The sequence below is a fragment of the Puniceicoccus vermicola genome, assembly GCF_014230055.1.
In the GTDB taxonomy this organism is placed as follows: Bacteria; Verrucomicrobiota; Verrucomicrobiia; order Opitutales; family Puniceicoccaceae; genus Puniceicoccus; species Puniceicoccus vermicola.
Genome location: NZ_JACHVA010000040.1, coordinates 74,785 through 96,060 on the forward strand (window position 1 = coordinate 74,785; position 21,276 = coordinate 96,060).

A 21,276-nucleotide genomic window follows, 5' to 3' on the forward strand; every position below is an offset into this window, starting at 1 on the left:
GCCGTAAATCCTCAGTCAATGACTTCCGCGATACGACCAGCACCGATGGTGCGGCCACCTTCACGGATGGCGAAGCGTTGTCCAGCTTCCATAGCGATTGGCTTCTGGAGGTTGATGTTAATTCCGAGGTTGTCCCCAGGCATAACCATTTCAACACCTTCAGGAAGTTCGACGATACCGGTAACGTCAGCGGTTCCGAAGAAGAACTGAGGACGGTAACCCTTGAAGAATGGAGTGTGACGACCACCTTCATCCTTGGTCAGGACGTAAATTTCAGCCTTGGCCTTGGTGTGAGGAGTGATGCTGCCGGGCTTAGCCAAAACTTGACCGCGCTCGATAGCGTCCTTTTCAACACCACGGAGGAGGAGACCGACGTTGTCACCAGCTTGACCGGAGTCGAGGGTCTTGCGGAACATTTCCACACCCGTTACGATGGTCTTGCCTTCCTTCTCGAGGCCGACGATGGAAACTTCTTCACCAACCTTAACCATACCGCGTTCGATACGACCGGTGGCAACCGTTCCACGACCAGTGATGGAGAAGACGTCTTCAACAGACATCAGGAAAGGCTTATCGACTGCGCGTTCCGGCTCCGGAATGTCGGCGTCGATGGCGTCCATGAGATTCTGGATCGCGTCCTTACCTTCTTGCTTGTCTTCAATAGCAGCAAGAGCGGAACCGCGAACGATTGTGATGTTGTCACCGTCGAACTCGTACTTGGAGAGAAGGTCGCGGATTTCCATTTCGACGAGCTCGAGAAGCTCTTCGTCGTCGAGGAGGTCAACCTTGTTCAAGAAAACTACGATGTTAGGAACACCGACCTGACGAGCGAGAAGGATGTGCTCGCGAGTCTGCGGCATAGGTCCGTCAGCTGCGCTCACAACCAAGATGGCGCCGTCCATTTGGGCAGCTCCCGTGATCATGTTCTTTACGAAGTCAGCGTGGCCCGGGCAGTCGACGTGAGCGTAGTGACGCTTGTCGGACTCGTACTCAACGTGTGAGACTGCGATGGTGACGATCTTGGAAGCGTCACGGACCGTACCGCCCTTGGCGATGTCCGTATAGCTTTTGACCTCAGCGAGACCCTTACCGGCCTGTGTCTGCAAGATTGCAGCCGTAAGAGTGGTCTTGCCGTGGTCGACGTGACCGATGGTTCCCACGTTGAGGTGGGGCTTCGTGCGTTCGAATGATTCCTTAGCCATGAGATGGATTCGTGCTTGTTATCAGGTTAGAGTTTAATTGAAGTGGAGCCCTCGAGCGGATTTGAACCGCCGACCTCGTCCTTACCAAGGACGCGCTCTGCCGACTGAGCTACAAGGGCGGCGAAAGTGCCTTTTGGGATTGGTTTTGTAGGTTGTATGTTTGTAGAACGTAGAGACGAAAGCGGTGGAGAATGAGTTTTGCCCCCACCCTCGTCAATCCCTGAATTCTGATTTTTTGTCATTTCTTCAAAAACCATGGTCCCAGCTCCCAAACAGATCGAAAACATCGGCGCAGAAATCGCCATTCTTTGGCCCGATGGCCACGAATCCTACCTTCCTCATGAATATCTGCGGGAAAAATCTCCCAGCGCCGATAATATGGGCGAGGTGGATATCCTCGGTCAACGCCACGGCGGGGACGGCCCCAAATTCTTCCCGGGCGTACGCGTCGTCGGCTGGGAAAAGGTCGGCAACTATGCCGTTTGCTTCCACTTTTCCGACGGACACTCCACCGGCCTCTATTCCTGGCCCTACCTCCGCCAGATCGACGCCGAGAGACAATAAAGCGCCCATTCTATAAAGCGGATCGGCGAGCGCTTCCGCGTCCACCGCCGGATCAGAGGAGTCCACCGTCGGAGAAGCTGTAGAATCCCACTCCGGCGGGATCGAGAGCCCGGTTCCCGATGACCACGTGATCGAGGAGGGAGATATCGAGCGTCTTCGCGGCCTCCCGCAGCTGGCGGGTGACCCGGACATCGGCCGCGCTTGGAGCAGGATCTCCGCTCGGATGATTGTGGGCTACGATAGCCGCCGACCCACCCTCACGAATCACAGGCCGAAACACCTCACGTGGATGAACCAGGCTCGCATCGGCAATTCCGCGGGTCACTTCGATTGATCGGATAAGGTGATTTTTCCGATTAAGGACGAGAACCCAGAAATACTCGACGTCCAATCCAGCAACGATCGGTTGGAAAAAATGGAAGACCTTCTCGGGATCATCAAAGACGACCGGTTTCTCGCGGTCGGTCTGAAGAATTGCCCGTCGGGCCACTTCCATGATTGCCGCCAGCTGGAGCGCTTTCACCCGCCCAATTCCGTGGAGTTGCTCAAAGTCGGCGACAGTCCAACGAACCAACTGAGCAATCGAACCCGCCCGGCGGACCATCTCCGAGGCCACTTTCATCACGTCATGGCCCGCCGTTCCGCTTCGCACGAGAATGGCGAGAAGTTCGGAGTCAGACAATGCGCCCGCTCCATGCTGCTCCATCCGCTCTTGCGGTCGCTCCTCACGGCAGAGATTCCGAAAACTTCCCGAATCTCCCCCGTCTTTCATAAAAGCATCCCTCCCCTTCTAGAGTTCAGGCTCCCGTGCAGAGAGCTCGATACTTTTCGACGTATTGATCCAAACCGGAGATCTCCGCCGACTCCACATCGCGGATCACAATCTCGAAGCGCGAGGAGAGGCTCTCCAAATCGACTCCTTCAACGAGTTTCCAAGCGCAGAGCGCCGTCCCAAAGGCGGTCGCCTCTTTGAGTTCCGTGAGGCAAACCCGATTCTTTGGCAAAAGAGAGGCCAAAATACGGCAATACTCCGGATTATTCGCAAACCCGCCTTCCACGAAGATTTCCGAATCCTCCCGGAGACCTGCCCGATTGAGAACCTCTACAGTCTGAATCGCGAGAGACAGATTCAGCGCGGCCAGAAAGGTATCCTTTCCAATTCCCGCGGCATCGAGCCCCATTTCTTTCAATTCCTCCAGAGAAATTTCCTGACGTCCGAGGCGCAGAACCGGGACCGATCCCGGGAACGCTTCCGCTCCGGGAATGATTCCCCCTGTCAAAATAATCTCCGCATCCCGGCAGACGAGATTGATCTCCTCCGGATTCTCCATCGCAGTTTCGCCGACAATTTTGGAGAACTCGGAAAATTCCAGTCCACCCGGGAAAATCGCGGTCTTCACCGGGCGACCGTAGGCACTCAGGTTATAAAAAGTCTTCGTACCAATCTCGTTCGGCTCGAAGTCAAATCCATCGGAGGGCGTCATCGCGACGCACCAGGTGCCCGTCGAGTTGAGCGTGAATCGATCAAACCCTTTGGCCAAGTAGGGCAGAAGAGACGCATTCGAATCGTGAATCCCGACAACCACCGGAATGCCCGCAGGGATCCCACTTTCTTCCGCAACCGATTCTCCAACCGTGCCCAACTCGTCCCACGGGGCCAGAACCTTCTCCGGGATCATCCCATCGACTCCAAGCTCGCGGGCAACCTCGCTGGGGCAACTCTTCCGGAGATCCCACAGATACGTGTGACACCCGAGGTAAGTGGGGTCCGCCGCCATCTTCCCCGTAAAGAGATAGCCCAAATACTGGGGAAAATAGAGCAAATGCTGCGCTTTCTCCCAGTCCTGCGGAAAGAATTTCTGAAGAAAATAGATCTGCTTGGCCGCATTGGCAAAACCAAAGGGCGGCGTGCAGGTTTCGGAATGGATCTTTTCCGGAGGGCCAAACTTCTCGTTAAACTCGTCCTCCACCCGATCGCCAGCGGGGCTCAAATACGAAATGACCGGATGAGCCAATTCGCCATCACGGTCCAGAACCGCCAGAGTCGCTCCGTGGGTCGTGATCCCGATGGCACGAATGTCGTAAACTTCGGCGAATTCGGCAAGAATCTTGCAAGTCCAACGGAACAACTCTTCCGTTTGCTCATACTCAATTCCATCTCCATTAGGAACCGCGTCGAGGCTGATTTTTTTCAAATCAACCGCACGAAAGTTCGCATCATACAGGGCGACCTTTTTATTGGTCTTCCCGACATCGAGAACCGCAACAACTGGGGGCTTGTTCATGACCGCTATCTTGGACTGCTCCTCGGGCGAACGTCAACAAAGCTCAATCCACTCTCTCATTTGCATCTCCACCATTAACCATAGAAGTTTATACAATGGGCTCATCGACAAAGAAAAAAATTCTCGTTCTCGGAGGCGGTTTTGCCGGTCTCGAATTCTGCCGCCGCTTTAAGGACGAAGATACCTCGATCATGCTGGTGGACAAAAAGAACCACCACCTCTTCCAACCACTCCTGTACCAAGTCGCCACCTCTGGGCTTTCCGCACCGCAGATCGCGCAGCCGCTACGCGGTATCCTCCGCGGCCGCGATCAGCTGACCACCTATCTCGATGAGATTCAGGAAATTTCGCTCGAGGGCAAATTCGCAAAAGGCAAGAACCGGATTTACGAATACGACTACCTCGTCCTCGGTCTGGGAGCGAAAACCAGCTACTTCGGCAACGATCATTGGGCCGAGCACACCCACGGGCTCAAGACGCTGAACGATGCTCTCGGCATCCGCAACCACGTCCTCCGCTCGCTGGAGATGGCCGAGATGGAGACCGACTCCGAAAAACAGAAACGCCTGATGACGTTCATTGTAGTCGGCGGCGGCCCGACCGGGGTCGAAATGGCCGGCGCTCTCGCGGAACTCGGGCGCCACGTCCTGAACCGCAACTTCCGCCACATCGACCCCAAGAATGTCAGAGTCATTCTCGTCGAGGGATCGGACAAGATCCTCGGCAATTACAGTGATCCCCTTCCCGCCTCTGCCCAGAAACAGATCGAAAAGCTAGGGGTCGAGGTCCGCTGCGGCAACATGGTCGAGGATATCCGGGCGGGCGAACTCGATGTCGGAGGAGAAACCATCTACGCCGGAACGATTATCTGGGGAGCTGGTGTCGAAGCCGTCCCCCTAACCAAGCAACTCGGCGCTCCCCTCGATCGGGCTGGCCGGATCAAAGTTTGCCCGGACTGCTCCATCCCAGGGCATCCCGAAGCATTTGCCATCGGCGACATCGCACACCTGGTCGACACCAAGGGAAAACCCGTCCCCGGGGTCTCGCCGGCCGCCCTCCAAATGGCCAAGCACATTTCCAAGATTATCGCCAAAGAGATCGAAACCGGCCAAATGCGGAAGCCGGAAGAGCGCAAAGCCTTCACCTATTTTAATAAGGGAAATATGGCGACCATCGGCCGCTCGAAAGCGATCGCCGAAATCGGTAAACTGAAGATGTCCGGGATGCCCGCTTGGATGGCCTGGCTCGTCGTCCACCTAATTTTCCTCGTTGGCTTCCGGAACCGAATCGTAGTTTTGCTCGATTGGTTCTACAGCTACATCAACTACCGGAGAAGCGCCCGAATCATTTTCGAGTAAGCCCCCCGTCAGCTCCGGGCCGCCAGGGTTGCCTCGCAAGCAGACCGCATAGCGCGGGCGCTCACTTCGCGCCCTGACCAAATCTCCAGGGAGCGGACTCCTTGGTGAACGAGCATGCCCAAACCGTTGGAGATGGGATATCCGCGCAACATACCCTCCCGCAGGAAAGGAGTTTGTTCCGGGTTATAGATCATGTCGTAGAGAAGACACTGCTCCGGCAGATCGGAAACCTCGATCGGCATCGGATCCTCTTCGGCTAAACCGAGGGAGGTTGCATTGATGACCAACGTTCCCGGAGCCACCTCGTCAGCGGCCGCATCGATCGAAACCGCCCGGATCTCGCAAGAAGTGCCCGTGGCCAAGGCCTCTGCAATTGTCTGGGCTTTGGCAACCGTGCGGTTTGCAATCAACACGGAGTTAGCCCCCGACTCCACACACTGGGCGGCCGCCGCTCGGGAGGCTCCGCCGGCCCCCAAGATCAAAATGGAGCGCCCCGCCAGCCCCTGACCAAAAGCCTCTTCAACCGCGTGTTCGATTCCATAACCATCTGAATTGAAACCGCTCAGCTTACCGTCCTCGAAGACTAACGTGTTGACCGCCCCCATTCGTTCGGCGACCGGATCAATCTCATCGAGCAAAGGCAGCACCTCCACCTTGTGAGGAACCGTGAGGTTAATCCCCCGGAATCCCTTCTCACGGAAATACTGCACGCCTTCAGGAAGCTCCTCCGGCCTCAACTCATACGCCCCATAGTGCCACTCGGCAAAAGCGGGATCCGATTGCGCCAAAACTTCGAGGGCCGCCCGATGCATTGGCGGACTGATCGAGTGCCGCACTGGCCAACCCACCACCCCCAGAGGCACTCCCTCGGGTTGAAACTCGCGTAGTGATTCTAGAGTAAAGACTTCTTCAGGACGATTCGCGCTCATAGGCATCCTCGAATTCCTGAATATATCCGGCGAATTGGCGAGCCTTTCCGAGCTCATTACGAATCGTATACTGATGGACCAGATTCCGGCAGAACCGGCAAAGCACCTCACCAATTGGCGATGGGAGCAAGTATTCGGCGGCATCCTCAATATTCCGAGTCAGCAACATCTGCCGCACTTCCTCCTCGCTGCGAAAACGGCCCCGATCAAATGGATCCAGATAGAAAGAGTTCCGGTCTTCCAAATTAGCCAACAAGAACCGCCCCGGCGCTCCAATCGGATCGAGGGAAACCCCGCATCGATCCGCCACCAGCAAGTAGATTACGCTCAGCGAAATCGGAATCCCTTTTCTCCGGGCAATCACCGAACTGATGAAATTGTTCTCCGGATCATGAAAATGATCCAAATCCCCCCGGAATCCATATTCGTGGAAAAAGACCAAATTGACCTGCTTACACTTCTCGAAAACCGATGAATCCGGATCAATAAATTCCATGCAGCGGGCCGCCATCGCATCCAAAAATCGCGCCACCGTCGTCCACTCCACTCCCGGATGAACCGTCCTCTCCATCAAGTAGCAACCGGATTCCAGTTCATAGCGAAAGGATCGAATAAATGCCTGAAAATCTCCGTTGGGGTCGTCTGCCCCCAATTCAGCCAAAAGCGAACGGGCATGACGCCCCACCCCAGATGCTGTCTCCCGCGCAAGCTCTTGAAGAAAGCCAACCCCTTCATCGTTCCGGCTGCGTATCTCTTCTAAGACCGCATTCCGGACCGTCGGGCTCTCATCATCCAAAAGCTTCTTGAGAGCGTCCTTTCGATCATCGGAGATCATAGTCAGAAAGTAGCATTCACTGTTCCCATAAGAAAGGAAAATGCATGATTTTCCACCTTCTTCAAACTCCCCCAGCAAGACACCGTTCCACTCTGTCAACTTTTTGAAACCAGACCTCTTTTACTCGTATCGAACGAGAGCATCTCAAGGAATCTCCTCTTTCGAGTTGTCGGCGGCTCTCCTCCTCTATTTATCTGGGCCATATGTTCGAAAGCCTTACAGACCGAATGAGCAAAGCTCTGCGGAATATCCGCGGAGTAGGAAAGCTTACGGAAGAGAACACCGCTGAAGCCCTCAAAGAGGTCCGCTCCGCGCTCCTCTCCGCTGACGTCCATTTTAAAGTAGCCCGCGAATTTGTTGAGCGAGTCCGCGAAAAGAGCACTGGGGTCGAAGTTACCAAGTCGATCACTCCCGGCCAGCAAATCGTCAAAATCATCAATGACGAACTCGTGGAGCTTCTGGGGAACGACACCTCGGAGATCAGCACCGCTCGCCCCCTTCGCGTCCTCATGGTCGGGCTGCACGGCTCGGGGAAAACGACTTCCACGGCAAAACTAGCCCGTCTCTTCCGCAAGCGGGGAATGAAGCCGGGTCTGGTCGCCTGTGACGTCTACCGCCCTGCAGCAATTGACCAACTCGAAACCCTTGCCAAAGAAGGGGACTTTCCGATCTACACGGATCGCGATCAAAAGAAAGTCATCAAAATCGCAAAGGCGGGAGAAAAAGAGCTCATCTCCCAAGGCTGCGACGTCATCATATTCGATACGGCCGGACGACTCCAAGTTGACAACGAACTGATTCAGGAAGTCAGCGATCTCAAGCAAAAGATTCAACCCGAAGAAGTTTTCCTCGTAGCCGATAGCGCTCTCGGCCAAGAGGCGGTAAACGTCTCCAAAACGTTTCACGAAGCGACCAATCTCACGGGGATCATCCTCACGAAGCTCGATGGTGACGCCCGCGGGGGTGCTGCTCTATCGATGAAAAGCCTCACCGGGGTTCCGATCAAATTCGTCGGAACCGGCGAGAAGATGGACGCCATCGAAGTCTTTCACCCAGACCGGATGGCCTCCCGCATCCTCGGTATGGGGGACGTGGTCTCTCTCGTTGAGAGAGCCCAGGAAACGGTCGACCAGGATGAAGCGGAGCGCATGGCCAAGAAGCTTCGCAAGGCTGACTTCAATCTCGATGACATGCTCAGCCAGATGAGGCAGGTCAAAAAGATGGGCTCACTCGGCTCGATCATGAAAATGCTGCCGGGGATGAACGGCATCGAAATTGGGGATGAGGAAAATAAGAAAATGGGTCGCACTGAAGCCATTCTCCTCTCCATGACCCCGGAAGAACGCAATTCTCCGAATCTGATCAACGGCCGCCGAAGGATGAGAATCGCAAGTGGTTCCGGGACTCACGTCCGCGACGTGAATCAGCTCCTCAAACAATTTGGGCAAATGCGCAAGATGATGCGCAAGCTAAAGGGAAAAAACCCCGAAAAGCTCATGAAGAAAATGGGTGGAGGTCCAGGCGGCATGCCCGGCGGAGGAATGCCGGGAGGTGGTGGGCTACCCGGAGGATTTCCGGGCGCCTAAAGCCCGCGCCCCTCTATTCAAACAACCCCTTCCGCAGCCCGGTCCCAACAGCCAAACCACCCCAGTCAGCCCCGCTCATCGCATGCGCCCGCCGGGTACGCTTCCCAGCAGAACTCTGGGTCTGAACGTGCTCTTCCACAAACGAGCGCGACCCTAGCACCATCCCGTCGGTAAAATACCTCACCCGACACCGCAAAACCACAGACAAAGGCAATTTCCCCTTCTCCTCTTCCAGCACCCGCACCGCTTCTTCCCGAGAAATCGAGCACTTCTCAGCCTTCTCCCCGGCTCCGACCCCATACAGAGTCTGCCGATACCCGGCCAAATCCTTATCCACCACAGAAAGCCCAGCCCGAGCCATCCGACCCCCTCCAAGTGCCTCGGCATACCCACAAAACCGATAATCCTTAGGATCCTCAACCAACCCCGCCCGAACCGCGTTCAAGTCGATATAGGCCGCTACCGTCCGCAGGGCCCAACGGTCCCCTTCCACCAGCACACTCTTAAACCGCTCACACCAAAGCGGTCCAAAACGATCCCGTGATCGATTAAACCAAAGCGTAAATCGTTGCTTTAGGGTCTTCATCATCCAGGAAATATCCCCCATCCGTCGCAGCAGGCTCTTCCGCAAGTCCATCCCTTCCAGAGTATTATCCCGAAGGTGCCCCTCCAAAACCTCCGCCCGCATCGGATTCCAAGGCGTAGGCTTCGGATAAAGCCGACGATACCGACGAACCAACTCCTCATCCGAAACATCAACCTCCGCCGGCACCTCCACCAGGATATGGAAGTGGTTCTTCATCACCGCATAAGTAACCACCCGGATCCCCGAGAAATCAGCCACCTGCCAGATGATCTTCCGCAAAACCTCCCTCTCCCGATCCCCAAAGAGAGCCTCCCCATTCACCGTCCGACTCATCACATGGTAGTAAGCTGTCTGTCCATCGAGGCGCATCCGTTTTCTTCTCATACCCTCAATATGATAGGCTTTTGTTATTTCGGTCAAACAAAATGGGTCTGGTTTATAAAATTATTAAATAGATCAGCTATTCTAGTGGCGAAGAACCTTCTTTAGCTGCTGGCTACTTCTTTCGAAAAGTACGAAAGGATCAGGTCTGCGCCCGCTCTGTGAATTGCGGTGAGGGATTCGTTTCGGGCGGATTTGTAGTCTATCCAGCCTTTTTGGGCGGAGGCGTGGATCATGGAGTATTCTCCGGAGACTTGATAGGCGGCTACGGGGAGCTCGCAGCGCTCGCGGACTCTTCGAATGATGTCTAGGTACGGACCGGCGGGTTTTACCATTACGATGTCGGCTCCTTCGTGTATATCCAGGTCTACCTCGACCATGGCTTCCCGGACGTTGGTTGGGGGGAGTTGATACGACGATTTATCGAGGTATTTCCCTCCGATTGGCGGGGCGCTGCCTACTGCGTCCCGGAATGGGCCGTAGTACGCTGAGGCGAATTTTGCTGAGTAGGCCATGATTACGGTGTTGGCCAATCCGGAGTCATCCAGAGCGTCGCGGATGACGCCAATCCGGCCGTCCATCATGTCGGAGGGGGCTACCCAATCGACTCCCGCTTCGGCATAGTTCACTGCCATTTCCGCCAAAACCTCTACCGTGGGGTCATTGAGAATTTCTCCGCTGGCAGGATCAACGATCCCGTCGTGGCCGTGGAGGGTGTAAGGATCGAGAGCGATATCGGCGATCAGGTTGATGGGAAGGTCTTTTTCTTTTACCAAACGGGCCAGGGAAGGAATTATTCCCTCTGGATTGGTCGCTGCTTCGCGTCCCGTTTCGGTTTTGAGGGAGGAATCGATCTTGGGAAAAAGAGCGACCCCCCGGATTCCTAGGTCTGCCAGTTGCTCGAGTTCTTCGATCAGTTCTTTCTTCCCCAGACGATCAATTCCCGGCATCGAATCAATCGGTTCGCGGGCGCTCTCTTCATCAAGGACGAAGAGGGGCTGAATCAACTTTTCGGGGGCGAGACGAATCTCCCGCACCATTTCCCTCGTGGCTTGATTTTGGCGCAAGCGTCTGGGGCGTCTCGAGAGTGGAAGAGAAAACGAACTTGGTTCCATGAGGGGAGTTCACCCGAAAAGACGGTCCGGATCAACTTTTCCGGCACCATTTCGGGGAATTTCCTTCAAATCTTTGACTGAGGCTGGGATTTCGTGGGGATCGAGGATGCTCTTCAACTCCTTCCTCCAATCGAATTGGGCGGACTCTTCCGAAACGAGAAAGAGGTGAACCCGCTCCCCCCATTCGGGGTCCTGATTCGCCGCGGCATAGGCATCCGCAACTCCGGGTAATCGCTTCGCCGCCTCCTCTATCTTTTCCAACGAAACGGTCTCCCCTCCACTAGAAACAAATCTGCCTTTTCTTCCCCAGAGGTCGAGCCGGCCCTCCTCATCCAACGCCCCGAGATCACCGGTCGGCCAGAAAGCCCCCTCCCGTCGCGCTTGTCCGAGATATCCGGCAAAGAGCTGGTTTGATCGAATTCGGATCTCATTCTGATCTCCGCTCTCGATTTGATTGCTTCCGATGGAAGAGACGCGGGGTTCACGGCCAGCCGCAAAGTCATCCGGATCTTGAACCGCTACCATCGCCGCCGTTTCCGTCATTCCGTAGACCAGACTCAACGCCAGATTGGCCCGCCTCCCCTCCTCCAGCAATTCGGGAGAAAACGCTGCCCCTCCCGCGAAGACCCGATCCGCCTGTTGGAGGATTCTCTTTTTTTTCGGGTTTGCCAGAGCCCGATAGAGCGTTGTCGGAACCACGGAAAATAATCGCATCCCGGGGAGTTGCTCAAATTCTCCGGCACCCGGCACCAAAACACTGCCTCCGGAAACCAATGCCCGCATCACCGGCATCCAGCCACTGACGTGATTCAAGGGAAGGTCCAGTATCGCGGACATTGGGCGACGGCCCAGATGATTCCACAGGTTCTCGGCGGACGCCTGAAGAGTTTCCCAGCTGTGGATAGCAAACTTGGGCTTTCCTGAACTGCCCCCGGTCCGGATGAGAACGCTCCCCTTCCCGACCCTGGAATCTTTGACCTGCGCATAAGCATCCCAGGTCCATTTCCCCCACGAGGACGAAGCGAGGAGAACGGGCACCTCGGTTAGGAGGCAGGACAACACCGCCGCAACCGAATCCGGCCCCGAATCGGTCAGGATGACCTCTCGAATTCCGCCTTCGAACTGACGGCAAAGTGCCACCTCACGGGTGAGGGATGCACGGAACCGCTCCTCTGAGTAGTCATCGGCGAAAATTCGATTCTTCTGCAAATTTTCTTTAAGAAGCACGGTTCCAGATCTCCTCCAAAAATGCTGCGGACACTTCTCCTTGATACTGGGAAGCTGTTGACCAGCCGTCCAGCCCGTCCTCCCCAAAGCTCCCGCGAGTGCCCAATCCGTGAGCGACGCCCGATTGGCCCAGCCGCGAAGCGATGCGTAAAACGAAGGCAAACCCGATCCCAGTTTCAAATGCCGAGGAAACCACCACCCTCCGCCGCAGCTCCTCTGGGAGGGAAAAAAGTGGCTCGGGCGAACCAAAAAGCGAGGGTTTGATGACGAACCATCCCGGCCACTCCATGGCTCGAGCCTTTTCCAGATTTTCCAGCCCCACTACTGACTCATCCAAAGCCAACCGCACGGCGTCCTCGCAAAAAGTTTCCAACAACTCCCCTTCCCGCCCGACGGGAAGCGGCTGCTCCAGAAACTCAACCTCCGGATGATCGGACATCCACTCTAACCATTCCCTCGTGGACTGGGGGGTCAGTCGTTGATTGGCATCGAGTCGAATCTTGGTGCCCGCTGGGGCCCCGGTGAGGATCCGGTCCAGACGCGATATTTCCTCCCGCTCGTCCTTCACTCCAATCTTCACCTTCCAAGTTTGATCGGAGGAATCCGGAAGAGAATCCTCTACGGAGCCATTGCCCTGAATCAATCCGGCGGATTTCGCATCGACGACAAACGGAATCTCCTGCTCCAAACACCAGGCACCGAAGCCCACCGCACCAGAGTCTCCCAAGACGCCAGGGTCCCCTTCGGCGAGCCACCTTTGGATGCGAGACTCCCAATCCCTTGGGCCCTCTGCAAATCCGGGGAATGGAGCGACCTCTCCCCAGAAGTTCTTTCCCTCCCTAGACTCCTGGAGAAGCCAGCCACGACGCTCCACAAATTCACCCGCAGCCGTTCTCAATGGGGGCTGAAACCGGCGCAAATACTTTTTGGCTCTACGGGAAGAACCGTTTTTCTGACGAAACGTTTCGATCCCTTCGAGCTATTCCTGCAACCCCTTCCGGTCAACTGGGAAAGGCTCTGCTCTGACTTGGAAACCCTATCCCGGGCCAATCCCGTGGGGTTGGCGCCTCGAAGGAAGTCTTGAGTTCCCGGCCAAGAGCCAAAATGATCCCTCCCTACTCGAGAAAGCAAAACCCAAACAGATTTTTAACAGAACAGCCTCTTCATGTCTTCGAATCCAAATCCAACCGAAGAGCTCATCGCCTTGACGCAGAAGCTCGCCGCACAGGAATCCCTCACGGTTTCCGAAGCGCGCACAGGCGCCGCGGCCCTTGCTGACCCGACCCCATCCGTAGAAACCAAGGAGAGTTTTCTCCTGACTCTGGCCCAAAAAGGAGAAACTCCGGACGAGGTCTTTGCTTTTGCCCAAGAGTTCCGCGAAAGAGCGGTGGATCCGGAAATGAGTGACATCGCTCCCGATGCCATCGACATCGTGGGGACGGGAGGCGACCGCAGTGGCACCTTTAATTTCTCCTCCGCGACCGGCCTCCTACTCGCCTCAATGGGCGTCCCGGTGATGAAGCACGGAAACCGCTCCATCACCTCGAAAAGCGGAAGCGCCGACCTCCTCGCCGCCCTCGGAATCCCGATGGAGAGCAAGCCAGACCATCTGCGGAAAAGTCTGGAGGAATTCAACTTCTGCTTCTTTTTCGCCCCCTCCTTCCATCCATCCTTCAAGGAGATCATGCCAGTGCGCAAAAAGTTGGCAGAATCGGGGCAAAAAACCATTTTCAACCTTCTCGGGCCTCTAATTAACCCGGGGAAGCCGACACACCAGCTCATGGGTGTTTTCTCTCAGGATTGGGTCTCTCCGATCGCCGGTGCCTTAGACAGCCTCGACTTGAAAGCCGCTCTCGTGGTTCATTGCCAAGTTTCCGAAACCCTTGGTGTGGATGAACTGACCGTGGCCGGCCCGAACTTCATCGAAGGCGCGGGACGCCTCAAAGGGGAAACCTTCCCTTCGCGTCCCTCAGAGTTCGGACTCATCGGAGGCCCCATCACGGATATTCTGGGCGGCAGCGCGAAGCAGAACCTGATCATCCTTCGTTCCCTCGCCAATGGGGTCATCACCGGCCCCATGGCCGATACTCTCTGCCTCAATGCCGGGGCCGCCCTCTACACCTGCGGTCGATCGAAAACGATCAAAGCCGGAATCGAAGCCGCCCAGGCAGCACTCCAAGACAAAACTTTAGAGAAGTGGTTAGCCCGCTTCGAAGACTTCAATCGAAAGGATTCATGAGCACACGTTATTTTGGCACGGATGGCATACGCGGCCCCGCAGACGGCCCCCTCTTCGAGAAAGCATTCCTCCTCAAATTCTCTGACGGCCTGATCCGTTATCTACGCTCCTCCCTCGCGGTCAAATCGCCCCGCATCGTCATCGGGCGTGATACCCGGGAGACTGGATCAAGGATCGTCGAAGATCTGATCGAGGGATTCAGTCGCATTCCGGGCGAATGCATCGATCTCGGAATCGTTCCGACTCCCGCGGTGGCCAATTCGGTTCGCGTAACGGAGGCCGATCTTGGGATTGCGATCACGGCCTCCCACAATCCCGCGGAGGACAACGGGATCAAACTCTTCTCCGCCGAGGGAACCAAGTTCCCCGAAACCGAAGAGGAAAAGATCGAAGCTTTTATGCTCGCTCCCACCGAGATTCCGATGGGCGAGAACGCCGACTTTTCCAAGACCAAACGGAACGGACTAGCCTCCTACCTACAGGCCTCCGAAATCCTTTCGGTTCACCTGAACCTCGAAGATACAACCATCGTCTGCGACACAGCGAACGGCGCGACTTGCGAATCGACTCCGAGCATTCTCACCTCCCGGGGCGCAAATTTAATTCTGACCGGAAATAATCCGGACGGGACCAATATCAATTTGGACTGCGGCAGCGAGCATGCCGAGAAATTGGCGAAAATGGTCCAAGAGTCGGGCGCTACCTTGGGCATTGCCCACGATGGCGACGGAGACCGGGTCATTTTCGTAGACGAAAAAGGCTCCATCGTTCCCGGCGATCAAATCCTCGGGATCTTCGCCCTCCATAGCATGTCCAAGGGATCGCTCGTAGAGAACACCCTGGTGACGACGATTCAAAGCAACCGGGGCCTCGACCTCGCGATCCAAAAAGCGGGCGGTAAAGTGGTCCGCACCGACGTCGGGGACCGCAACGTCGCCTTCCGCATGCGGGAAATCGGAGCCTCCCTCGGAGGAGAATCCTCCGGACACATTATCCTCCACAATTACTCGACGACCGGGGATGGTCTCCTTGCCGCTCTCTACCTCCTCCGGGTTCTCAAAGAAACCGGCAAGCCCCTCAGCCAACTTCGCAAAGAAGTCCCACTTCTCCCGCAGATGACGGGAAACCTCCGGGTGAAAGAAAAACATCCGTTGAGCACCTGCAAAACGCTCATCGCCGAGCAGGCTGCGATCGAATCCACGATTGGTCAATCCGGCCGTGTGATGCTGCGCTACTCCGGGACCGAGCCTAAGCTCCGCTTCCTCGTTGAGGCACCCATGATCGAGGATTGCGAGGCGTACATGAAGCGCCTGTTGACAGCTGCCCGCACCGATTTGGGCGAAGCCTGAGCTTCCGGCTGCCCCCGACTCCAACTAGAACCGAAAGGTTCCAGTGATCCGGATACCGACGGCTGAATCGACTTCAAACTCGTCGAATTTGTCGTCGTTTTTATAATACTCAAAATTCCGGTTAAAGCGGCTCTCAACATATCCACCCAACTCGAACATCTTTCCAAACTGGCGCTTCAGACCGACACGCGCTTGAAAATATTCCTGAGACACGACTCCCTGCTCTTCGTTGAAACCTTCCAAATCGGTCACCGCGAAGACAAACGTTTCATACATCACAGAGGAGACGATCTCCCACTCTTTTTTGGCCCCGAGCTTGTAGCTCACCCGAACGCCATTCAGCGTCATAATGGTCAGACGATCCGTCGGGGTCCATCGCAGTGTTACCAAAGGGATGACACGAGTCCCAATCTCTGCTTGCCAGATTCCGAGAACACCCGCCGAAACAATGAGCTTCGGATGTATCAAGTAGCCCACACCGGTTGCGAACGGAACGTTCCAGCCATCAATGAGCGCGGTGCCCTTGGCGGATTGCAAACTCAAGCGCGAGGTCACGAAGCCACTCCAACGATCGCCAAAAGGACGCTCAAAAGTCGCACCAATCCGGACGGCATTGACCTCGGTAAAGCTGCTCGAGTACGGATCTCCATTGTCCGCCTCGTAGGACCTCTGCGAGTAGGACGTCATCAATTGGGTGAAATTGTTAAAGGAAGCGAGTTGAGTCCAATTCAGTTCCAGTCCCGCCCCGGTTTCGCCCAGTCTGCCCGGCTTACCGTCAAGGTCGGCCTTCGGCAAATAATGCACCTCTCCCTCTAAGGAAAAGAACGATCGCGGACCCCGATTCTGAGCTTTCCCGGGCTGAACCGCTTTCTCAATCGCCTCGCTGGGGTTGCTCCCCTCCGTTGCCTCTTCCGCAGCACCAGACATACCCTCCTCGAGGCTGCTTCCGCCGCTGCCGAATTCGCCCACAGCGAAAACCGAGAGAGGAGAAAGGAGAGAAGCGCAGAGAAAGAGAGTACAGAATCGATTTTGCACAAATCTTCGATAATCAGGGGCATCCCGACGGTCAATGGCCTTTCGGAGAACCCATCCCAAAGCTCAGGATTTTTACAGAAGCGGGAAACTGAAGAGATTGGAGAGATGGGGGGGTTCGCCGCGCATTGCCGTTGCCCGCGAGCCCCCAGACCTTCCATACTCTCTTCCGTGAAAGAGCAAAATACGGAGGCCAACATTCAATTTTCGCAACTGGGAAAGCGCATGGCGGCCGGGAGTGGCATTGAAGATTTGATGGAAGACTTGGGCAAAACCCTGGTCAACAGCGACGGGTCGATCGCGATGCTGGGAGGGGGAAACCCCGCACCGATTCCAGAGGGGCAAAAGCTATGGCGTGAGCGCATGAGCAGCCTTCTCGCCGAAGAAGGCGACGGCTTCGACCGAATGCTGGGATACTACGATCCCCACCAAGGGAACCGCCGTTTCATCGAGGCGGTCGCCAACCTTTTCAATCGTGAATATGGCTGGGACCTCGAGCCGGAGAACATCGCGATCACCAATGGCGGACAAACTGCATTTTTCTTCCTATTCAACCTCCTCGGAGACTCAGACTCCAAGATCCTCTTTCCCCTCTCACCGGAGTATATCGGATACTCGACCCAGGGACTGTCCCCGGAGTCACTCCTTTCCGTGCCCGGCAAAATCGAGCTGCAGGAAAAACCGTTTTTCCGCTATCGAATCGATTTCGACGCGCTCCCTCAGGGTACGCCGATTCGAGCCGCCTGCGTTTCCCGACCGACGAACCCTACTGGAAACGTGCTGTGCCTTGAGGATCTCGAACGCCTGCACGCTTACTGCCGTGCCAAGGATGCCCTCCTCATCATCGACAACGCGTACGGGACTCCATTTCCGAATATGATTTTCCGTGACGAGGCTCCGTTTTGGAGAGAAGGGGTGGTTCTCACCTACAGCCTTTCCAAGCTCGGACTCCCCGGAACCCGCACGGGAATCGTCATCGGCCCGAAAGCCGTGTGCCGAGCCATTGCCTCTATGACCGCAGTCGTCGGTCTTGCCAACGGCACTGTGGGTCAGGCGCTGACCCTACCCATGTTCGAGGACGGAAGCATCCTCGACTACTGCCGGAACACGGTGCGCCCCTACTACGAGACCCGCTCCCGCTGCGCGGTCAAAATTGTCCAAGAGGAGCTGGAGGGCATCCCCTTCCGCATTCATGAACCGGACGGAGCGCTGTTCTTGTGGCTCTGGTTTCCTGAACTCAAGATGCACAGCGCCGAATTTTACCAGAAACTAAAAGAGGCGGGAGTCCTCGTCGTTCCCGGGCATTTCTTTTTTCATAATTTGCCCGGCGACTGGACCCACGCCTCGCAGTGCATCCGGATTAACTATGCGATGGATATCGACGGTCTTCCGGAAGCGATTCGGCGGATTGCCGCCGTGCTGCGATCTTAATCGAGGGTAAAACCGATCTTGATCGTCACTTGCCAGTGAGCGATCTTTTGGTCGTCGATGTGCCCACGGGTCTCAACGACTTCAAACCAACGCATGTTGCGCACGCTTTCGGCTGCCTTTGCTACTGCGTTCTCGATCGCCTCCTGCTGGGAGACGGAAGAAGAGCCAGTAATTTCGATTTTCTTGTATGTGTGGTCCATGGTTACCATTCAATCAATAGGAGCAAAAAATGCAAGAGGAGCCTCCACAACCGACCTCCTCCTAAAGCCGGATGAGGATTTCGAAATTCTCTGTAAAAGGAGCGCTGCGGAGACTCTCGAATTGTTTTCTGCGGAAAAGCAGATAGTCTTGAGACTTCTTCCGCTACTCTTTCTGTTCTCGTGCCACCTACTTTTGAGCAAATTCCGACGCTCGCCGTTTGGGAGCCGGTTCACCCTGATGATTGGGGTCCCGGAGAGGCCCGCCATTTTCTCGAAAGAGCTGGTTTTGCCTCGACGACAGACCTGGTCGAGGAAGCCACTGATTTAGCAGCCGAAGGCTGCTGCGAAAGATTCTTCCCCGAAACCCCGCTTGTCATCCCAGAATGGATCGAGAAAAAGATTGCCGAGTACGATTCCCTCTCGGAAAAGGCCCGCGAGACCAAAGACCGGGAAGCTCGGAGAATGGTATATCGGGAGCGCAACCAACTGTACCGGGAGTTCATCAAGGATTTCGAATACGAGTGGCTCCTGCGTGCCTCCCACCCCGATGCTGCCTTCCGGGCGAAATGGGAGCTCTTCCTCTCCGATGTCTGGGTCGTGGAAAACCGAACCGTTCGCGATCCCAGCTGGATCAGCTCCTACTGGATCACAATGGCAGAAAAGTCGGATCTCCCCTACCCCCAGTTTTGCAAAGACTTCAGCCGTGAGCCCGCGATGGTTCGCTACCTCGACCTGCACCGCAGCTCGAAAAAGAAGCCGAACGAGAATTTTGCCCGAGAGCTCCTTGAGCTCTTCACTCTCGGCGAAGGAAACTACTCCGAAGCCGACATCAAGCAAGCGGCCCGCTCCTTCACTGGGCGCCGATTGCCCAAAGGCGAATACCGGGAGGTCGAGAAGCAACGCGATAACGGGACCAAAACCTTTTTCCAAAAAACCGGGAATTGGGACGGCGACGACATCATCGATATTGTCTTCCAGCAACCGGCCGCCCGCACCTACCTCCCCTCCGAAGCCATCCGGTTCTACCTGACTCAGGATCCGATATCCGAAGAACGGTTGCGGTTTCTCGGCGATCTCTGGGCGGAGGAGAACTTCCAACTCGACGCCCTCCGCCGCCGCCTCTTCTCCTCGCGAGGATTCTACGCTCAGGATTTCCGCGGCACCCGGATCAAGAGCCCCATCCAGTTTTACTTGGGCAACCTGCAGCGCCTTGGGCTCCAACCGGCTCCCCTTCCCCAGCGCACCACTCGCCCCCTCCGTGACATGGGGCAGGAACTTTTCGACCCACCTAACGTTCGTGGCTGGATCGGGGGCGCAGCCTGGATCAATGCGGGAAAGTTGGCCGCCCGCCGACAAACCGCAGACGCCCTTTTCGATCCGCTCCCCATGAAGCGCCTCAACGCTGATGATAAACAGAGGGTTGAGCGTGAGGAAGCGAGGCCCGGATCCCGACCCTTCTACCTCAAGCCTCAGCAACTGACCCAGCTCACAGGCAAGTCGACGGAAGACGTCATTCGCTACATTCAGGATCAGCTCCTTGCGACGAAACCCGATCCCGAATACCTCGGCAAGATTCGCGACTTTCTCGGAGAGAATCCGAAGCCCGAACGCATCCGGACGGTCGTCCTCACGGTGATCCAATCACCCCAATATCAACTCAGCTGATACACATGCCATGATGGACGACGCCTTTCTTCCCCGAACGACCCGCCGTGAGTTTCTCCGCGCCAGTGGAAAAGCCCTCGGCTTTCTCGCACTGAGCCAAGTCGCCCCATCCTTCGTTGCCCGAGCGGCTGCAGTGGGCAGTCCAAGACCGGACAAGGACTCAACGATATTGGTTCTCGTTCAACTTGCCGGGGGGAACGATGGACTGAACACCGTCATTCCGTATGAGGATGACCGCTACTACAATCTGCGGCCCACCCTGGGCATCCCGAAGAATGAGGTTCTCCCGCTCGGCGATACCGTGGGCCTCCACCCCTCCTGCAGCGAGATGCACCGACTTTTCTCGGAAGGCAAACTCAGCGTCCTGCAGAACGTCGGCTATCCCAACCCGAACCGAAGTCACTTTCGTTCCATGGAGATTTGGGAAACCGCCTCCGACTCCGACGACCTCGGGCAGACCGGTTGGATCTCCCGGTTTTTCGACAACGCTTGCGAAGGCGCACCCTCGGAGGACCCGGAGGGGATCTACCTGACGAAACAAGCCCCTCAAGTCTTTGACTCCGAGAATTTCCTCAACATTTACGGCGCCTCCAATCAGCTTTCCGGAAGTCGAGGAGGAGATCGTGGTCTCTTGGAGAGCTTTGCCCTGACCGAGGGAAAAGAAACACCGGAACCCGCCCATTTTCTCAGTCATACCTACCTGGACGCGCTCGCCATGGACGAACGCATCGGCCGGATATTAAAGAATAACCAGTCCGCCTCCCCCTATCCGAATTCCCGGCTGGCCAAATCTCTCGACAACGTCGCCCGCATGATTCGCGCTGGCCTCGACACCCGGGTCTATTTTGTCTCGCTGGGTGGATTTGACACCCACAGCAATCAGGAAGGACGGCAAGCCAAGCTCCTCAGCGAATTGTCGGGAGCTCTCCTCGCCTTTCAGAATGATCTGGAAAGTGACGGTCTGGATTCGCAGGTGACGACCATGACCTTCTCCGAATTCGGTCGCCGTCCGCTTGAGAATGAGAGCAAGGGAACCGATCACGGCACCGCCGCCCCGCTCTTCGTTATGGGCAGCGGAGTCAAAACCCCGATCTACGGAGATGCGCCCTCGCTCGACGTCCCTGAAAACGGAGACCTCTCCCACGAAATCGATTTTCGCAGCGTTTACGCCTCCGTTCTTGAGAACTGGCTGAACTGCCCGTCCGAACCAGTGCTGGGTCGCCCGTTTGAAACCCTTCCGATCGTCTGAACGGAACGACAGAGGGATTGGGAAAAATCCCGATCCCGAGAGA

19 protein-coding genes and 1 tRNA gene are annotated in these 21,276 nt (G+C 56.1%); 8 read left to right on the plus strand and 12 right to left on the minus strand.

Annotated features, from left to right (window positions below; translation table 11 throughout):
• Positions 1–11 precede the first annotated feature (11 nt).
• Together tuf and H5P30_RS03865 are read right to left on the minus strand one after the other, a co-directional pair.
• Entirely contained in the window at positions 12–1,202 is a 1,191-nt protein-coding gene (gene tuf, locus H5P30_RS03860) for an elongation factor Tu (protein WP_185691643.1), read from the minus strand.
• A 43-nt stretch (positions 1,203–1,245) separates the two neighbouring features.
• Positions 1,246–1,321, minus strand: a tRNA-Thr gene (locus H5P30_RS03865).
• 136 nt (positions 1,322–1,457) lie between these two features.
• On the opposite strand from H5P30_RS03865, the gene H5P30_RS03870 reads away from it, so the two are divergent.
• Positions 1,458–1,766: a gamma-butyrobetaine hydroxylase-like domain-containing protein gene (locus tag H5P30_RS03870; RefSeq protein ID WP_185691644.1), complete on the plus strand. Its 309-nt coding sequence runs from the start codon at positions 1,458–1,460 to the stop codon at positions 1,764–1,766.
• A 52-nt stretch (positions 1,767–1,818) separates the two neighbouring features.
• On the opposite strand, the gene radC is transcribed toward H5P30_RS03870, so the two are convergent.
• On the minus strand, positions 1,819–2,538 hold the full coding sequence (gene radC / locus H5P30_RS03875; RefSeq protein WP_185691645.1) for a RadC family protein: 720 nt from the start codon (positions 2,536–2,538) through the stop codon (positions 1,819–1,821).
• Positions 2,539–2,563: 25 nt separating this feature from the next.
• The gene (locus tag H5P30_RS03880; protein WP_185691646.1) at positions 2,564–4,051 is read right to left on the minus strand and encodes an FGGY-family carbohydrate kinase; all 1,488 of its coding nucleotides are present in this window, start codon (positions 4,049–4,051) and stop codon (positions 2,564–2,566) included.
• 95 nt (positions 4,052–4,146) lie between these two features.
• Between H5P30_RS03880 and H5P30_RS03885 the strand changes: the two genes are divergently transcribed.
• On the plus strand, positions 4,147–5,409 hold the full coding sequence (locus H5P30_RS03885; RefSeq protein ID WP_185691647.1) for an NAD(P)/FAD-dependent oxidoreductase: 1,263 nt from the start codon (positions 4,147–4,149) through the stop codon (positions 5,407–5,409).
• A gap of 8 nt (positions 5,410–5,417) precedes the next feature.
• Here H5P30_RS03885 and aroE read toward each other — a convergent pair whose 3' ends face one another.
• Positions 5,418–6,338, minus strand: coding sequence for a shikimate dehydrogenase (gene aroE / locus H5P30_RS03890; RefSeq protein ID WP_185691648.1), 921 nt, complete (start codon positions 6,336–6,338; stop codon positions 5,418–5,420).
• A complete protein-coding gene (locus tag H5P30_RS03895) occupies positions 6,319–7,173 on the minus strand; it encodes a transglutaminase-like domain-containing protein (RefSeq protein WP_185691649.1) in 855 nt (284 codons plus the stop codon). The genes aroE and H5P30_RS03895 overlap by 20 nt, the downstream gene beginning before the upstream one ends.
• Positions 7,174–7,376: 203 nt before the next feature.
• On the opposite strand from H5P30_RS03895, the gene ffh reads away from it, so the two are divergent.
• Positions 7,377–8,759, plus strand: coding sequence for a signal recognition particle protein (ffh, locus tag H5P30_RS03900; protein WP_185691650.1), 1,383 nt, complete (start codon positions 7,377–7,379; stop codon positions 8,757–8,759).
• 13 nt (positions 8,760–8,772) lie between these two features.
• Here the strand turns inward: ffh and H5P30_RS03905 are convergent, their stop codons facing one another.
• From H5P30_RS03905 to H5P30_RS03920, 4 genes are all read right to left on the minus strand, one after another.
• The gene (locus H5P30_RS03905) at positions 8,773–9,729 is read right to left on the minus strand and encodes a transposase (protein WP_185691651.1); all 957 of its coding nucleotides are present in this window, start codon (positions 9,727–9,729) and stop codon (positions 8,773–8,775) included.
• A gap of 101 nt (positions 9,730–9,830) precedes the next feature.
• Positions 9,831–10,841 carry a porphobilinogen synthase gene (gene hemB, locus H5P30_RS03910; RefSeq protein WP_185691652.1) on the minus strand — a complete coding sequence of 337 codons (1,011 nt, stop codon included), beginning with the start codon at positions 10,839–10,841 and terminating at the stop codon, positions 9,831–9,833.
• A gap of 9 nt (positions 10,842–10,850) precedes the next feature.
• Complete coding sequence (locus H5P30_RS03915; protein ID WP_185691653.1) at positions 10,851–12,068, minus strand: AMP-binding protein; 1,218 nt, start codon at positions 12,066–12,068, stop codon at positions 10,851–10,853.
• Entirely contained in the window at positions 12,058–12,942 is an 885-nt protein-coding gene (locus H5P30_RS03920; RefSeq protein WP_185691654.1) for an enolase C-terminal domain-like protein, read from the minus strand. Before H5P30_RS03920 ends, H5P30_RS03915 begins: the two co-directional genes overlap by 11 nt.
• A gap of 291 nt (positions 12,943–13,233) precedes the next feature.
• Here H5P30_RS03920 and trpD point away from each other — a divergent pair, with 291 nt between their 5' ends.
• Positions 13,234–14,307: an anthranilate phosphoribosyltransferase gene (trpD, locus tag H5P30_RS03925; RefSeq protein ID WP_185691655.1), complete on the plus strand. Its 1,074-nt coding sequence runs from the start codon at positions 13,234–13,236 to the stop codon at positions 14,305–14,307.
• A complete protein-coding gene (locus tag H5P30_RS03930; RefSeq protein ID WP_185691656.1) occupies positions 14,304–15,656 on the plus strand; it encodes a phosphohexomutase domain-containing protein in 1,353 nt (450 codons plus the stop codon). The genes trpD and H5P30_RS03930 overlap by 4 nt, the downstream gene beginning before the upstream one ends.
• Before the next feature lie 24 nt (positions 15,657–15,680).
• Here the strand turns inward: H5P30_RS03930 and H5P30_RS03935 are convergent, their stop codons facing one another.
• A complete protein-coding gene (locus tag H5P30_RS03935; protein WP_185691657.1) occupies positions 15,681–16,691 on the minus strand; it encodes a hypothetical protein in 1,011 nt (336 codons plus the stop codon).
• 168 nt (positions 16,692–16,859) lie between these two features.
• On the opposite strand from H5P30_RS03935, the gene H5P30_RS03940 reads away from it, so the two are divergent.
• Complete coding sequence (locus tag H5P30_RS03940; protein WP_185691658.1) at positions 16,860–18,119, plus strand: valine--pyruvate transaminase; 1,260 nt, start codon at positions 16,860–16,862, stop codon at positions 18,117–18,119.
• On the opposite strand, the gene H5P30_RS03945 is transcribed toward H5P30_RS03940, so the two are convergent.
• The gene (locus tag H5P30_RS03945; protein ID WP_185691659.1) at positions 18,116–18,319 is read right to left on the minus strand and encodes a dodecin; all 204 of its coding nucleotides are present in this window, start codon (positions 18,317–18,319) and stop codon (positions 18,116–18,118) included. The genes H5P30_RS03940 and H5P30_RS03945 overlap by 4 nt on opposite strands.
• Before the next feature lie 180 nt (positions 18,320–18,499).
• Between H5P30_RS03945 and H5P30_RS03950 the strand changes: the two genes are divergently transcribed.
• Positions 18,500–19,984, plus strand: coding sequence for a DUF1800 family protein (locus tag H5P30_RS03950; protein WP_185691660.1), 1,485 nt, complete (start codon positions 18,500–18,502; stop codon positions 19,982–19,984).
• Between the two features lie 10 nt (positions 19,985–19,994).
• A complete protein-coding gene (locus H5P30_RS03955; protein ID WP_185691661.1) occupies positions 19,995–21,233 on the plus strand; it encodes a DUF1501 domain-containing protein in 1,239 nt (412 codons plus the stop codon).
• Positions 21,234–21,276: the final 43 nt, after the last annotated feature.